At 67.1% G+C, this 14,066-nt stretch carries 15 protein-coding genes; 9 read left to right on the forward strand and 6 right to left on the reverse strand.

Annotated elements, in window-relative coordinates:
• Nucleotides 1-72 precede the first annotated feature (72 nt).
• Nucleotides 73-267 (forward strand): DUF3046 domain-containing protein, encoded by a 195-nt coding sequence (locus tag AB0H00_RS04445; protein WP_357260714.1) that lies wholly within the window; start codon nt 73-75, stop codon nt 265-267.
• Nucleotides 264-1,502, forward strand: coding sequence for a phosphotransferase (locus AB0H00_RS04450; RefSeq protein WP_357260717.1), 1,239 nt, complete (start codon nt 264-266; stop codon nt 1,500-1,502). Before AB0H00_RS04445 ends, AB0H00_RS04450 begins: the two co-directional genes overlap by 4 nt.
• A gap of 3 nt (nt 1,503-1,505) precedes the next feature.
• On the opposite strand, the gene AB0H00_RS04455 is transcribed toward AB0H00_RS04450, so the two are convergent.
• Nucleotides 1,506-2,021, reverse strand: a complete 516-nt coding sequence (locus AB0H00_RS04455; RefSeq protein WP_357260720.1) for a CGNR zinc finger domain-containing protein — start codon at nt 2,019-2,021, stop codon at nt 1,506-1,508.
• A gap of 154 nt (nt 2,022-2,175) precedes the next feature.
• On the opposite strand from AB0H00_RS04455, the gene AB0H00_RS04460 reads away from it, so the two are divergent.
• The 5 genes from AB0H00_RS04460 (at nt 2,176) to recX (ending at nt 6,198) form a co-directional block, all read left to right on the forward strand.
• Nucleotides 2,176-2,637 (forward strand): VOC family protein, encoded by a 462-nt coding sequence (locus AB0H00_RS04460; protein WP_357260723.1) that lies wholly within the window; start codon nt 2,176-2,178, stop codon nt 2,635-2,637.
• 41 nt (nt 2,638-2,678) lie between these two features.
• Complete coding sequence (locus AB0H00_RS04465) at nt 2,679-3,569, forward strand: pyridoxamine 5'-phosphate oxidase family protein (protein ID WP_357260726.1); 891 nt, start codon at nt 2,679-2,681, stop codon at nt 3,567-3,569.
• Between the two features lie 15 nt (nt 3,570-3,584).
• Nucleotides 3,585-4,034 carry a nuclear transport factor 2 family protein gene (locus tag AB0H00_RS04470; RefSeq protein ID WP_357260729.1) on the forward strand — a complete coding sequence of 150 codons (450 nt, stop codon included), beginning with the start codon at nt 3,585-3,587 and terminating at the stop codon, nt 4,032-4,034.
• Nucleotides 4,035-4,313: 279 nt separating this feature from the next.
• A complete protein-coding gene (gene recA / locus AB0H00_RS04475) occupies nt 4,314-5,360 on the forward strand; it encodes a recombinase RecA (protein ID WP_357260730.1) in 1,047 nt (348 codons plus the stop codon).
• A gap of 271 nt (nt 5,361-5,631) precedes the next feature.
• Complete coding sequence (gene recX, locus AB0H00_RS04480) at nt 5,632-6,198, forward strand: recombination regulator RecX (protein WP_357262332.1); 567 nt, start codon at nt 5,632-5,634, stop codon at nt 6,196-6,198.
• 257 nt (nt 6,199-6,455) lie between these two features.
• On the opposite strand, the gene AB0H00_RS04485 is transcribed toward recX, so the two are convergent.
• The 4 genes from AB0H00_RS04485 to AB0H00_RS04500 all read right to left on the reverse strand — a co-directional run bounded on the left by AB0H00_RS04485 (nt 6,456) and on the right by AB0H00_RS04500 (nt 9,878).
• Entirely contained in the window at nt 6,456-7,358 is a 903-nt protein-coding gene (locus AB0H00_RS04485; protein ID WP_357260733.1) for an amino acid ABC transporter permease, read from the reverse strand.
• Between the two features lie 67 nt (nt 7,359-7,425).
• A complete protein-coding gene (locus tag AB0H00_RS04490; protein WP_357260736.1) occupies nt 7,426-8,106 on the reverse strand; it encodes an amino acid ABC transporter permease in 681 nt (226 codons plus the stop codon).
• 104 nt (nt 8,107-8,210) lie between these two features.
• Nucleotides 8,211-9,047 carry a glutamate ABC transporter substrate-binding protein gene (locus tag AB0H00_RS04495; RefSeq protein WP_357260739.1) on the reverse strand — a complete coding sequence of 279 codons (837 nt, stop codon included), beginning with the start codon at nt 9,045-9,047 and terminating at the stop codon, nt 8,211-8,213.
• A gap of 102 nt (nt 9,048-9,149) precedes the next feature.
• The gene (locus AB0H00_RS04500) at nt 9,150-9,878 is read right to left on the reverse strand and encodes an amino acid ABC transporter ATP-binding protein (RefSeq protein WP_357262335.1); all 729 of its coding nucleotides are present in this window, start codon (nt 9,876-9,878) and stop codon (nt 9,150-9,152) included.
• Between the two features lie 251 nt (nt 9,879-10,129).
• On the opposite strand from AB0H00_RS04500, the gene miaB reads away from it, so the two are divergent.
• Together miaB and AB0H00_RS04510 are read left to right on the forward strand one after the other, a co-directional pair.
• Complete coding sequence (miaB, locus tag AB0H00_RS04505) at nt 10,130-11,683, forward strand: tRNA (N6-isopentenyl adenosine(37)-C2)-methylthiotransferase MiaB (RefSeq protein ID WP_357260742.1); 1,554 nt, start codon at nt 10,130-10,132, stop codon at nt 11,681-11,683.
• Nucleotides 11,680-12,423, forward strand: a complete 744-nt coding sequence (locus AB0H00_RS04510) for a hypothetical protein (protein WP_357260745.1) — start codon at nt 11,680-11,682, stop codon at nt 12,421-12,423. The genes miaB and AB0H00_RS04510 overlap by 4 nt, the downstream gene beginning before the upstream one ends.
• A gap of 63 nt (nt 12,424-12,486) precedes the next feature.
• On the opposite strand, the gene AB0H00_RS04515 is transcribed toward AB0H00_RS04510, so the two are convergent.
• Nucleotides 12,487-13,863 carry a DUF349 domain-containing protein gene (locus tag AB0H00_RS04515; RefSeq protein WP_357260748.1) on the reverse strand — a complete coding sequence of 459 codons (1,377 nt, stop codon included), beginning with the start codon at nt 13,861-13,863 and terminating at the stop codon, nt 12,487-12,489.
• Nucleotides 13,864-14,066 lie beyond the last annotated feature (203 nt).

Here is a 14,066-nt window from a genome sequence, read left to right on the forward strand (position 1 = left end):
GCATATGGCCGCGGCAAAACGCCGAGAAGCCCTCTCCGTGGTGTGCCCCTTGCCGGGAGTATCTTGGGCACGGTGCGGTTGACCGAGTTCCAGGAACTGTTGCACACCGAGTTCGGTGTGGCGCGAGGCGACGCCCTGCTGACCGATCACGTGGTCCTCGCGCTCGGAGGCCGCACCGGAGCCGCCGCCATCGAGGCGGGTGTGGATCCGCGGGACGTGTGGCGCGCGCTGTGCGCGGAGTTCGACGTACCGAGGGCGCGCTGGTGAGCGCCACCGGGCAGGTCGATCAGGGCGGGCCGCTCTATCGGTTCGACGAGCGGCGTCGGATGATCCCGCTGGATCCGGAGCGCTTGGCCGCCCGGGTGGTGCACGCTCATCCCGTCGACTTCGCGGGTTTCCGGCAAACCGGTATCGAGCTGATGCTCCTCGGTCGCTACGACGAGGCGCTCGACCACCTCGATCGTGCGCTGGAGTTGGTGGACACCGAGCAGCGTCGAATCACCGTGTGGATCAATCTGGGGGACGTCTACCGTTATCGAGGCGATGCTGTCACGGCCGAGAGGCTCTATCGCCGCGCCGTCGAGCACGCCCGTGCGTCCGTGCCGGAGGTGCTTTCCTTCGCCGTCCAGCACCTGGGTAAGGCGTTGGCCGAGCGGAACCAGCTGCGCGAAGCGCATACGCTGCTGGTGGAGGCGATGGAACTGCGCGCCGCCGAAGGCGACTCCGAGGAGATCGAATCCACCCGCGCGGCCCTGGACACCCTCGGTGAGCTGCCGATCCCGTTGCCGCCCACGGTCGCCTCGCTACTCGGCGAGGCGCCCACCTGGTCGGACGATCACGAGGGCATGAGCGGTGGTGTCGTGCTCGTCGACAGCGCCTACTGGCTGAAGCGCGGTCCGAAGGCGGTCGCCGAGCACGAGCGCCTGAACTGGTTGCGCGACCGCGGGATTCGCCTGCCAGAGGTGGTGGCATTCGAGGACGACGTGCTGGTGCTCGCCGACGCGGGTGCGCCTAGCCTGGCCGCGCGCGACAGCTCCGAAGAGCCGGCCGCGATCGGCACTGTCATGGGCTCGATCCTGCGGCGGCTGCACGGCATTCCGATCGATGAGTGCCCGTTCGACGGCCGCTTGGACGTCGTCTTGACGCAGGCGCGCCGCCAGGTGATCGAAGGTCTTGTCGATACCGCCGATTTCGACGACGACAACCAGGGCTCCAACCCGGCGGACCTGCTGGCGCGGCTGCTTGCCGAACGTCCGGACCACGAGGATCTGGTGGTGGCGCACGGTGATTTCACTCCGGCGAATGTGCTGGACGGCGAGATTCTGCTCGATGTCGCCGCGCTCGGCGTGGCCGATCGGTATCGGGATGTGGCGATCGCCGTGCGTGATCTGCGCGAGGACTTCGGCGAGGCGGCGGTGGCGGCCTTCTTCGCGGCTTATGGTGCGATCGAGCCGGACCCTCGCCGCCTCGCGTACTATCGGCTGCTCGACGAATTGTTCTGAGCCTCAGGTTTTTTTCGCGTAGTGCCGGGCGGCCTTCGTGCGATTGCCGCAGGTCGCCATCGAGTGCCAGCGCCGGGTGCCGTTCTTCGAGGTGTCGTAGAAGAACAGCACGCACTCCGGATGCGCGCACTGGCGAATCCGGTCGGGCGCCTCGCGCAGCAGGTGCAGCAAGTTGTCGGCGGCCAGCCAGCCGGGTATCCAGCTCTTTTCGGGCACATCGACCACATCGGCGGGTCCGGACTCGGTGAGCGTGCGCCGGATCCGCCCGTGTTCGAGCACCTCGTCGAGGCCATGGTGGGCGGCGTGCACGACCACGTCGTACACGGCCGTGCGGGCGGCGAGCACGGCTTTCAGCGTCGCCTCGTCGGCGCGCGCGCGGTCGGCGAGACCCGCCGATTCCAACCAGATGCCCAACCCGGCCACGTCGGTCAGCAGATCCTGTGGTCCGTGCTCGATCCATCTCGTGTTCAGCAGGTCGAGCGCCAGCGGTTCACCGAGGTGGGGGCGTGGATCGGGCATGACTGAGGGTATCGAGTCCGCGCCGATGTCCAGGTAGACCACCTCCTTTGTAACCGTTTAAACATCTATTAACGGTTGACTATGCTCGTCGGCGTCGGCTATGTTCTAACCAGTCAAACAGGCAATAACGGTTGAACATTCCGAGGAGGAACACATGACCACGGTCGCCGCACCCCAGCTCGCCACCGGGCACATCGGCCTGAACGTCTCCGACCTGAACCGCTCGGTGGACTTCTATCGCCGTGCACTGGGCTTCGAGCAACTCGCCGCGAGCACCGACGGTGACCGCCGCTGGGCATTCCTCGGTGCAGGCGGCAAACTCGTGGTCACATTGTGGGAACAGAGCGACGGCGCCTTCTCTACTGAAAAGCCTGGGCTGCACCATCTTTCGTTCCAGGTAGACAGCCTCGACCAGGTGCGCGTGGTCGAGCGGGTGCTGCGCGAACTGTCGGTCACCTTCGCCTACGACGGTGTGGTGGCGCACGGCGAGGGCGTCGCCTCGGGCGGCATCTTCTTCACCGACCCCGACGGCATCCGGCTCGAGGTCTACGCGCCCAGCGGCGCCGAAACCGCCCCTGCGCCCAGCGGTGCCGCCCCGACCTGCGGGTTCTTCTGATCCCACCTCGTCAGGCCGCACAAGCGACAAGGAGAATCGCGATGGTCCCGTTCCATCCCGGCGAGGTCGCTGTTCAGCGCCGAATGGGCCAAGCGCACATCGCCGACCGGGTCGGTCGCATGATCCGTCCCGACATCCCCGCGGTCGCCGCCGACTTCCTTGCCGAACAGCCGATGGTGGTGATCGCGGCCGCCGACGCGGCGGGCAGGCTGTGGGCGAGTGAACTGGTCGGGCCGCCGGGCTTTGTGCGTGCGGTCGACGCCGCGACGATCGCCATCGGCGCACGGCCCGCCGCGGGCGACCCACTGCGTGAGGTCTTGGCGCATTCCGCCCGCATCGGCATGATCGCCCTGCAACCCCAGCGGCGCAGGCGGATGCGGGTCAACGGCAGGTCGACGCCGGAGGGCGAGTGCTTGCGCATCGTCACCGACCAGGTGTACTCGAACTGCCCGAAGTACATCTCTCGCAGGGAGATCGAGAGCTATGCGCCGGATGCCGAGCTACCGGCGGTGCGCCACGGCGTCGAGCTGGTCGCAAGCCAGCGAGCCGCGATCACGGCGGCCGACACGTTCTTCGTGGCGTCCGCCGATGCGGACGGGAACGCCGACGCTTCGCATCGCGGTGGGAATCCGGGCTTCTTGCAGGTGCTTTCGCCCACTCGGCTGCGCTGGCCGGACTACCGCGGCAACTCGATGTTCATGACCCTCGGCAATATCGAGGTGAACCCCCGTTGCGGAATCCTGATCCCGGACTGGACCACCGGCGCCTCACTCCAGATCACCGGCTCCGCCGAATTGACCTGGGCACCAGAGACATTCGCCGCAGGTGCGCAGTGCTCCATCGACTTCACCGTCGACGAGGTGATCGAACGCCGCGCGGGAGCGCTGCGCTGGGGGCCTGCCGAACTCTCGCCCACCAATCCATCACTATAAGAAGGGAGTCGCCCGATGCGACCTCCGCTGCCCCCGTTCGACGCGGAATCCGCCAAGGCCAAGGTGCGGGCGGCTGAAAATGCCTGGAATACCCGCGATCCGGAGCGGGTCGCCGCCGCCTACACCGAGGACTCGGTGTGGCGCAACCGCGCCGAGTTCTTCACCGGCCGTGACGCCATCGTGGAGTTTCTGACCAGGAAGTGGGCGACCGAGAACGGTTACGCGCTGCGCAAGGACCTGTGGGCATTCGAGGGAAACCGCATCGCCGTGCGGTTTCAGTACGAATGGCACGACGCGTCCGGCCGGTGGTGGCGCAGTTACGGCAACGAGCTGTGGGAGTTCGCACCGGACGGGCTGATGTCCCGTCGTGAGGCGAGCATCAACGACGTCCGGATCGAGGAATCCGACCGACGCATCCTCGGACCCCGGGATCCGGAAGGCGAATCGGTGCTGCCCCAGCAGTAGGAGCGAACGTTGTCGACGTACCCGGTTGTGGATGGACCATCCACGCGGAATGGCGTCCTCCTGGTCGGGGGAGTCGGGGGGTCGGGGGTCGCCACCTCGCGAAACGGTGGCGGCGGGGACTTCGCCGTTCTCGCAAACCCCGTTCGCGCGTTGCCGGGCGCGTTGCTTGACTCGAACACGTGTTCGTCTAATCTTGACGGCAGAACTTGTCGGTGCCGCCCTCTACTGTAGGCGCCAACCACAGAACGAGACCTACCCGTCGAAAAGGGGATCAGGATCATGGCACCACAGGCGTACGACCGCGACAAGGCGCTCGAGCTCGCGCTGGCCCAGGTGGAGAAGAGCTTCGGCAAGGGCGCGGTCATGCGCCTCGGCGAGGAGGCCCGCCAGCCCATCTCGGTGATCCCCACCGGCTCCATCGCGCTGGACGTAGCGCTGGGCATCGGCGGCCTGCCGCGCGGCCGGGTCGTCGAGATCTACGGTCCGGAATCCTCGGGTAAGACCACTGTCGCACTGCACGCAGTGGCCAACGCGCAGGCCGCGGGCGGTGTGGCGGCGTTCATCGACGCCGAGCACGCGCTCGATCCCGATTACGCGCGCAAGCTCGGCGTCGACACCGACGCGCTGCTGGTCTCCCAGCCCGACACCGGTGAGCAGGCTCTGGAGATCGCCGACATGCTGGTCCGCTCCGGCGCCATCGACATCATCGTCATCGACTCGGTGGCCGCGCTGGTGCCGCGCGCCGAGATCGAGGGCGAGATGGGCGACAGCCACGTCGGTTTGCAGGCCCGCCTGATGAGCCAGGCGCTGCGCAAGATGACCAGTGCGCTGAACAACTCCGGCACCACCGCGATCTTCATCAACCAGTTGCGCGAGAAGATCGGCGTGATGTTCGGCTCGCCGGAAACCACCACAGGCGGTAAGGCGTTGAAGTTCTACGCGTCGGTGCGCCTGGATGTGCGCCGCATCGAGACGCTCAAGGACGGCAGCGACGCGGTCGGCAACCGCACCCGCGTGAAGGTCGTGAAGAACAAGGTCTCGCCGCCGTTCAAGCAGGCCGAGTTCGACATCCTCTACGGGCACGGCATCTCCAAGGAGGGGTCGCTCATCGATATGGGTGTCGAGCACGGCTTCATCCGCAAGTCCGGCTCCTGGTACACCTACGAGGGCGACCAGCTCGGCCAGGGCAAGGAGAACGCCCGCAAGTTCATGCTGGAGAACATCGACGTGCGCGACGAGATCGAGAAGAAGATCAAGGAGAAGCTCGGCATCGGCGCCGACGTGACCGCGGAGCAGGCTGCCGCTGAGGTGCCCGCCGATTTCTGAGCCGATGAACGGCCGACGTTCGCCCGGACCGCGCCGGGCCGCGCCCGAGGGGTCACGGTCCGACGCGGTGCACGAGATGCGGCGCCGGTTGGACGAACTCCTGTCCGCCGCCGGCCGGTCAGCCGACTCGCGGACCGGTGGCCAGGAACCTGAACGAGTCCGGAGGGCCGAAGGTGGTTCGGCTGGGCCGGACACCATGGAAACCCGGTCGAACGCGTCCGATCCGCAGCGGGCGCGTTCGGCCGGGCCCAAGCGTGAGCGTCGAAACGCGATGTTGTGCGACGACTCCCAGCCAGCTGGCCCAGAACGGTCCGACAGCCGAGGGGTCGGATCCGGTGGCGGGACGGCCGAGCAGGCGAAGGACGTATGCCTTCGCCTACTCGCCGTCCGCGCCCGCAGCCGCGCCGAGCTCGTCCAGCACCTGACGGCCAAGGGGTACCCACCCGAGGTGAGTGATCGTGCGCTCGATCGCCTCACCGAAGTAGGCCTCATCGATGACGCTGCGTTCGCCGAACAATGGGTGCACTCCCGCCACACCTTCTCCGGCAAAGGCAAACAGGCGCTCGCACTGGAACTCCGCCGCAAGGGCGTCGCGCAGTCGGATGTCGCGCCCGCTCTGGCCGCCATCACCGACGACGACGAGGAATCCCGCGCCGCCGACCTGGTCCGCCGCAAACTACGTTCCCTGCCCCGAGACCTGGACCGCGACAAGACGATCCGCCGCCTCGTCGGCATGCTGGCCCGCCGCGGCTACGGCCAGTCGACGGCCTACCGTGTGGTCAAAGCCGAGCTGGCCGGTCATGGTGCCGAGGACGACCTGGTCGACCCCTTCGACTGAACCGCGCCGGCGGTGATTTCCCCGCGAAACCGAGCGCGCGACGGACACGTCGAACTGCTGGTTCTCGAGCCGATCGCGGTGTGTACTACCTCCCGGAGGAGGGGATGTCCCCGGCGATGTCATTGTCCGTCGGGGAGGCGTGGACGACTACCAGGCCGCGATCGATCAAGATCCGGACGGCGACATCATGGGGTCGAACGCGTTCTCGGCGCTCGCCCTTCCGGCTAGGTACTTCTCGAACGCTCGGTGATCGATGCTCACGACTTCTTCCCGATGTCGACGCCAGGTGCCGCGTCGGTGATGATGGAGTCCGCGGCCACCACGGCCGCGCCGCCCTTACCGCGTTTGCGTGCCCGCAGCCGCCGTTCCAGCTTGGTCGCCACCAGGGTCAGCGCACTGTTGAGGGCGATCATGATGACCGCGATGATCATCAACGCCGGGATGGTGTTCTGTTCGGCCGCGCCGAGCTGCTGTCCCGAGCGCACGATCTCGACGTAGGTGATCTGATAACCGAGTGCCGAGTCCTTCAGTGCGACGACCATCTGTGAAATCAGCGCGGGCAGCATCGCGGTGATCGCCTGCGGCAGCAGGATCAACCGCATCAGCTGGCCCTTGCGCATGCCGAGCGCGACGGCGGCCTCGGTCTGCCCCTTCGGCAGTGACCGAATGCCCGCGCGTACGATCTCGGCGATGACCGAACCGTTGTAGATGGTCAGCGCGGTGACGACGGCGGCGAGCGCGAGATCGTCGGACTTGAAGATCTTGTAGTCGGAGAACACCGCGAACAGGAAGATCATCAGGATAAGCACCGGGATCGCGCGCGCCAGCTCGACGATCGCGCCCGCGATCCAGCGCACTACCCGATGCTCCGACAGCCGAAGTACGCCGAAGACCATGCCGAGAACCAGTGCGAACACGATCGACAGCAGCGCGGCGACGATGGTGCCCCGCACACCGGGCAGCAGGTAGGTCGACCAGACTTCAGCGTCCAGGAAGGGCTTCCACTTCTCGGTGGTGAACTGCCCCTTGTCGGCGAATCCGCGGTAGAGCACCCAGCCCGCCGCGAGCACCGCGCCCGCGACCAGGACCGAAAAGATGTTGTTGCGCAGTCGAGCCTTCGGGCCTGGGGCATCGAACAGCACCGAGGGGCCAGCGGTCATGCCTGCGCCTCGCTGACGCTCGGCTCCGGCATGATCGCACCTGCGGCTGTGTTCATGGTTCGCTCACTCATCGGGCCACCTCGTATCGCTTGGCCAGCCAGCCGAAGAACAGGCCGGTCGGCAGGGTCAGGATCACGAAGCCGAGCGCGAAGATCGCGCCGATAGCCAGCACCGCGGCTTCGGTCTCGTTCATCTCCGCCATCAGGGTCGCGGCTTCGGCAACACCGATTGCCGAAGCGATGGTGGAATTCTTGGTCAGCGCGATCAGCACGCTGCCCAGCGGGGCGATGACCGAGCGAAACGCCTGCGGAAGCACGATGAGCCGCAGATTCTGCACGAAGCCCAAGCCGAGTGAGCGGCCCGCCTCGGACTGGCCCATCGGCACGGTGTTGATGCCCGAGCGCAGCGACTCGCAGACGAACGCGGCGGTATAGATGCTCAGGCCGATAACGGCGAAGCGGAAGTTGTTCTGCGCCACCGAATCCGGCCCCTCACCCGCGAGCCGCCAGCCCATCGTGGTGTAGAGGCCCAGCGACATGAACACGATGATCAGCGTGAGCGGGGTGTTGCGAAAAATGGTGACGTAGGCGGTACCGACCCACCGCGCGACCGGCACGGGGGAAACGCGCAGTCCGGCGACGATCGTGCCGAGGATCAGCGCGCCGATCGCCGACAGCACGGTCAGTTTTATGGTCACCCAGAAGGCTTCGAGGATTTTGGTGTCATACCTCGAGATCAGGTCGAACACGGCGGACGCGTCCCTCCGATCGGGTCTCGATGGGGAAGTGCGGCGGGAGGCTCGGCCCGGGTGGGGCCGGGCGACCCGGGCTCAGGTGAAAGGCGGCAGGGAGTTCAGTACCGGTTCACCGTCGGCGGCTGTGGCGCCTGGTAGCCGGAGGCGCCGACCGTCGTGTCGAATGCCTTCTGCCATGATCCGTCGGCGATCATCGCCTCGATCGCGTCGTTGACCTGGTTGCGGAGTTCGTTGTCGCCCTTCTTCAGGCCGATGCCGTAGTTCTCCGTAGTGAACGGCTTGCCGACCACCTTGAACGCGCCAGTGCTCTGCGCGGCGTAGCCGGCCAGAATGATGTCGTCGGTCGTCACCGCGTCCCACGAACCCGCGCGTAGTCCTTCGAGGCACAGCGAGTAGGTGTCGTTGGCCTGCAGCTGGGTGTCGGGGAAGTTTTTCTGGATGTTCTGGGCGGGGGTGGAGCCCTTCACCGAGCAGACCTTCTTGCCCTTCAAACTGTCAGGGCCGGTGATGTCGGTGTTGTCAGCGCGCACCAGCAGCGACTGCCCCGCGACGTAGTATGGACCGGCGAAATCGATCTTTTCCTTGCGCTGGTCGTTGATCGAGTAGGTCGCGACGATGTAGTCGACCTGACCATTCTCGATCAGCGTCTCGCGCTGGTTGGAGGGGGATTCCTTCCAGGTGATGTTGTCGGGCTGCACGCCGAGCTTGCCTGCCACGTACTTGGCGACCTCGACGTCGAAGCCGCTGTAGGAGCCGTCCTTGTTCCGCAGTCCGAGACCTGGCTGGTCGAACTTGATGCCGACGGTGAGCTTGCCGTCCTTGGCGTGGTCCAGGGCGGATTTGTCGTCGCCGCCGCCGCACGCGGTGGCGGTCGCGGCCGCGAGTGTCAGGGCGATCGCCCCGATACCGACTCGCAGGGCACGGTTGATCCTCATCGAGTTCCTTCTCCCTCTAGTGGGTCTAGCTATCCGGCAGTTCAGTGTTGCTATCGGCAGTTCGGTCTTGCTATCCGGCAGTTCGGTCTTGCTATCGGCAGTTCAGTGGCTCAATATCTTGCCGAGAAAGTCCCTGGCGCGGTCGGACTTCGGCGCGGTGAAAAAGGCGTCGGGCGTCGCGTCCTCGACCACCAGGCCGTCGGCCATGAACAGCACTCGATTCCCGGCACGGCGGGCGAAGCCCATCTCATGGGTGACCACCAGCATGGTCATCCCCTCCTTGGCCAGCGACACCATCACCTCGAGCACCTCGTTGACCATCTCCGGATCCAGCGCGGAGGTCGGCTCGTCGAACAGCATCACCTTGGGATTCATCGCCAGCGCGCGGGCAATGGCGACGCGCTGCTGCTGCCCGCCGGACAGCTGGGCCGGGTACTTGTCCGCCTGATCGGCGATGCCGACCCGATCGAGCAATTCCATGGCCCGGGTGCGCGCGTTGTCCTTCTTGACCTTGCGGACCTTGATCGGCGCGAGCATGACGTTCTCCACGATCGTCTTGTGCGCGAACAAGTTGAACGACTGGAACACCATGCCGACGTCCGCGCGCAATGCCGCCAGCGCGCGGCCCTCGGCGGGCAGCGGGACACCGTCGATGGCGATGTCACCGGAGTCGATCGGTTCCAGTCGGTTGATGGTGCGGCACAGCGTCGATTTTCCGGAACCGGAAGGGCCCAGAACGATGACGACCTGTCCTTTGGGAACCTCGAGAGTGATGTCCCGGAGTACATGCAGGTCGCCGAAATGCTTGTCCACATTGCGCATCGAGATCATCGGCGGCGCGCTGGTGGCGGCGCTGACGTCCCCGGTCGAAGCGTTCCCGATCGGGTCGGGCGCGGCGGCGTCGTCGGTCATGGTCAATGACCTTAAGCGGATTCTGGAAATTTGCCCGAGTTTCTGCGACACGCCGTCACGCCGCGCCGCGCCGACACGTGGCCGTAACTTACGGTTTCTCTACCCAGGCACCCCGGTTCCTGCGCCGATGCCCGCGAAACCCGCCGGACGTGGACCCGTACCCTGGACGGGTGGATTCGATCGGACAGGCAGTTTTGTCTCCGGCGCCCGTCGAGGGCACAGCACGCAGCTACGAGGTCCGTACCTTCGGTTGCCAGATGAACGTGCACGATTCCGAACGCTTGTCGGGGTTGCTGGAGGATGCGGGATACGTGAAGGCCGCGCCCGGCGCGACGGCCGATCTCGTCGTCTTCAACACCTGCGCGGTGCGCGAGAACGCCGACAACAAGCTCTACGGCACCCTGGGGCATCTGGCGCCGATCAAGGCGGGCCGTCCTGGCATGCAGATCGCCGTCGGCGGCTGTCTGGCCCAGAAGGACCGTGAGGTCGTGGTGCGCAAGGCGCCCTGGGTGGATGTGGTGTTCGGCACGCACAACATCGGCTCGCTGCCAGTACTGCTGGAGCGAGCGCGGCACAACCAGGAAGCCCAAGTGGAGATCCTGGAGTCGCTCGATGCGTTCCCGTCCACGCTGCCTGCCAAGCGCGAATCCGCCTACGCGGGCTGGGTGTCGATCTCGGTCGGCTGCAACAACACCTGCACCTTCTGCATCGTGCCTTCGCTACGTGGCAAAGAAGTCGACCGTCGCCCCGGCGACGTGCTCGCCGAGGTGCAGGCGCTGGTCGATCAGGGCGTGCTCGAGGTGACGTTGCTCGGGCAGAACGTGAATTCCTACGGCGCTTCGTTCGCCGACCCCGATGAGCCCCGCGACCGTGGCGCGTTCGCCAAGCTGCTGCGTGCGTGCGGGGCCATCGACGGCCTGGAGCGGGTCCGTTTCACCTCGCCGCATCCGGCCGAGTTCACCGACGACGTGATCGAGGCGATGGCCGAAACCCCGAACATCTGCCCGCAGCTGCACATGCCGCTGCAATCCGGCTCGGACCAGGTGCTCAAAGCCATGCGTCGGTCCTACCGCAAGGCCCGCTACCTGGGGATCATCGACAAGGTGCGTGCCGCGATGCCGCACGCGGCGATCACCACAGACATCATCGTCGGCTTCCCCGGCGAGACCGAGGAGGACTTCCAGGAGACCCTGGACGTGGTCCGGCAGGCGCGCTTCACCAGCGCGTACACCTTCCAGTACTCCAAGCGACCCGGGACACCCGCCGCCGATATGCCCGGCCAGCTGCCCAAGGCCGTCGTGCAGGAGCGCTACGATCGGCTGATCCTGCTGCAGGAGGAGATTTCCCTGACCGCGAATCAAGCGCTGGTCGGTACCGAGGTCGAGCTGCTTGTCGCGGCGGGGGCGGGCAAGAAGAACGCCGCGACCGCCAGGATGAGCGGGCGCGCCCGCGACGGCAGGCTGGTGCACTTCCGGCCCGGCGGCACCGCCGAGCCGATCCGCCCCGGCGATCTCGTCACCGTCGACATCACCGATGCCGCTCCGCACCACCTGATCGCCGACGCCGCGATCAAGACCCACCGCCGTACCCGCGCCGGCGATGCGCATGAGCGCGGCGTCACCCCGAAGACCGAGCCCATCGGCGTCGGTCTGGGTCTGCCCCGCGTCGGCGCGCCCGCCCCGGAACCGGCGGCCGCGGGCTGCTCGACCGGTTGTGACGGATGAGCACCGGGCCGGACAAGAACGGCGACGTGACCCGCGGCGCCGCGGGATCCGGTTCCGCATCCGGCGATGAGCGGAGCACGTCCGCGGGAACCCCAGGGCCGGGCGGGACAACCGACCCCGCGGAGGGTCCAGCGAACGACGAACGAAACGAGGACTCGGTGAACTCGGTGGCGAGCACAAGCGACTTCGAACAATTCCGTGAGGATCTCGATGCCGTCGAGCGGCGGATCGCCGGCGAGATCGACCCCGGCGTGCGCGCCATGGTGGTGGCGGGCGCGGTGTTCCTGTTGCTGCTGTCGCTGGTTCTGCCGCATGCGGGCGCGGCACGTGGATTCGACGTGCTGCTGGGTACCGACGCGGCGCGAATCGAGCACATCGGGCTGCCGTCCCGCGTCTTCGTGTGGTTCCTCGTCGTCTTCGGCATCGGCTTCTCGACGCTGGCGCTGATGACCCGCCGATGGGTGCTGGCCTGGATCGCGGTCGCGGGCAGCGCTATCGCGAGCGCGTTCGGCATCTTCTCGATCTGGCACCGCCAGACTCCCGGCCTGGGCAACTACCACGGCGCGGGCCCCGGCTTCGGGCTGATCCTCGGAGCCATCGTCGCGATCGTGCTCACCTTCCACTGGGTGCGCGTGGTGTGGAGCCGCACCGCACTGCACCTGGCGGCCGAAGAGCAGCGCCGCAATGCCGCCGCGGCTGCGGAGGAGCGCGATCGCCGTCGCCGTTCCGGCGAATCCTGACACGACGCGATCAGACGACAGTGGCCCCTCCCGATCGGGAGGGGCCACTGCTGTTGCCGGCGGTCAGCGGTTGCTCACGGCACCTTCGGCGGCCTCGGCCCATTCGCGCCACTGCTTGGCCTGCTCCAGCGCTTTCTCCGCGTCTCGAGTGTTGCCCGCTGCCTGCGCCTTGGCGGCCTGTTCCTCGAATTGCGCCACCCGTTCACGGAACTGGGCCGCGCGGGCCATCGCCTCCGGGTCGCTGCGCCGCCACTGCGCGTCGACGGCGTCGCGGACGCGCTTCTCGATAGCGCGCAGCTTGCCTTCCAGTTCCTGCATGCGCTCGCGCGGCACCTTGCCGATGGCATCCCACCTGTCCTGCAACTCGCGCAGCGCGGTGCGGGCGCCGTCCAGGTCGGAGGACGGGTCGATGCGGCCGTAGGCGCGCAGCAACTCTTCTTTGGCTGTCGCGTTCTGTTCGAACTCGGCGTCGCGCTCGGAGACGGCGGCGTTGCGGGCGGCGAAGAACACATCCTGCGCGCTCTTGAAGCGCCGCCACAGCACTTCGTCGGCCTCGCGCGGGGCGCGCCCGGCGACCTTCCATTCGGCGAGCAGGTCACGGAAGACGCCCGCGGTGCCTACCCAGTCGGTGGAGCCGGACAGTTCCTCGGCCTGCGCGCACAGCTCCTCCTTGCGGGATTTCGCGGCGGCGCGTTCGCGATCCAGCTCGGCGAAGTGTGCGCCGCGGCGGCGGTTGAACGCCTCGCGCGCCTTGGAGTATCGCTTCCACAGCGCGTCGTCGACTTTGCGGTCCACGCCACGGATGGACTTCCACTCGTCGAGGATCTCGCGCAACCGATCGCCGGCGGCCTTCCACTGGGTGGACTCGGCGGCGATCTTCTCCGCCTCGGCCGCCAGCGCCTCTTTGCGTTCGGTGTGCTCGTGGCGGGCGCGCTCCTTCTCCTCCTTGGCGTGCGCGGCCGCCTCCTCGGAGTGCTCGGCGATGGCCCGCAAACGCTTGGCGAGCCCGTCGATATCGCCGATGACGGCGGCGGTCGGCAGCGATTCGGCCAGCGCGACGGCGGCGGCCTTGGTCTTGCGTGCGTCCGCGCCCGCGGCCAGGCGCGCCTCCAGCAGGGCGACCTCGGTGGCCAGGTCGTCGAACCGGCGGCCGAAGTGAGCCAGGCCCTCGGCGGCGTCCCCCGCCTGCCAGGAGCCGACCTGGCGTTCTCCTTCGGTGGTCTTCACCCACGCGGTGCCGTCTTCGTCGACCCGGCCCCACCTGCTCGGATCTGAGACGGTGGGCACGACGACGGGATGCGGGTGCTGCTGGGCGGGGCCCGGGGCGGGTTTGACCGCGTGCGGCTTGGGGGGTTGAATCGAGCCGCCGGGTTTCGGGGCACCGGAAGTGCGCGGCATCTTGCCCGGGCCGGCTTTCGCGGTTCCGTTGCTGTCGGTCATTTTTCCTCGTCCCTGCCGCGCGTCACGGCTGCCTGGTTACGCCCTAGCTCATTCCATTGAACCCGGTCCGAGCTCTTGTGACCATCGATCCACGCCTAAATCCGGGGCAATGCAACCCCTGATGACCTGGGTTGTAGCTCCTCGAACACTATCAATCTCGGCGGTGTTTCCGGCAGAGACACTCGAAGCCGGAAAGTACCCGT

It is taken from the genome of Nocardia sp. NPDC023852 (assembly GCF_040639505.1).
Classification (GTDB): domain Bacteria; phylum Actinomycetota; class Actinomycetes; order Mycobacteriales; family Mycobacteriaceae; genus Nocardia.

What these genes read in the sequence shown, in the direction of transcription:
- AB0H00_RS04455 (WP_357260720.1), bottom strand. Translation starts at nt 2,021, where the DNA reads ATGCCCGATCCACGCCCCCACCTCGGTGAACCGCTGGCGCTCGACCTG.
- AB0H00_RS04460 (WP_357260723.1), top strand. Translation starts at nt 2,176, where the DNA reads ATGACCACGGTCGCCGCACCCCAGCTCGCCACCGGGCACATCGGCCTG.
- AB0H00_RS04465 (WP_357260726.1), top strand. Translation starts at nt 2,679, where the DNA reads ATGGTCCCGTTCCATCCCGGCGAGGTCGCTGTTCAGCGCCGAATGGGC.
- AB0H00_RS04470 (WP_357260729.1), top strand. Translation starts at nt 3,585, where the DNA reads ATGCGACCTCCGCTGCCCCCGTTCGACGCGGAATCCGCCAAGGCCAAG.
- recA (WP_357260730.1), top strand. Translation starts at nt 4,314, where the DNA reads ATGGCACCACAGGCGTACGACCGCGACAAGGCGCTCGAGCTCGCGCTG.
- recX (WP_357262332.1), top strand. Translation starts at nt 5,632, where the DNA reads ATGTTGTGCGACGACTCCCAGCCAGCTGGCCCAGAACGGTCCGACAGC.
- AB0H00_RS04485 (WP_357260733.1), bottom strand. Translation starts at nt 7,358, where the DNA reads ATGACCGCTGGCCCCTCGGTGCTGTTCGATGCCCCAGGCCCGAAGGCT.
- AB0H00_RS04495 (WP_357260739.1), bottom strand. Translation starts at nt 9,047, where the DNA reads ATGAGGATCAACCGTGCCCTGCGAGTCGGTATCGGGGCGATCGCCCTG.
- AB0H00_RS04500 (WP_357262335.1), bottom strand. Translation starts at nt 9,878, where the DNA reads ATGATCTCGATGCGCAATGTGGACAAGCATTTCGGCGACCTGCATGTA.
- AB0H00_RS04510 (WP_357260745.1), top strand. Translation starts at nt 11,680, where the DNA reads ATGAGCACCGGGCCGGACAAGAACGGCGACGTGACCCGCGGCGCCGCG.
- AB0H00_RS04515 (WP_357260748.1), bottom strand. Translation starts at nt 13,863, where the DNA reads ATGACCGACAGCAACGGAACCGCGAAAGCCGGCCCGGGCAAGATGCCG.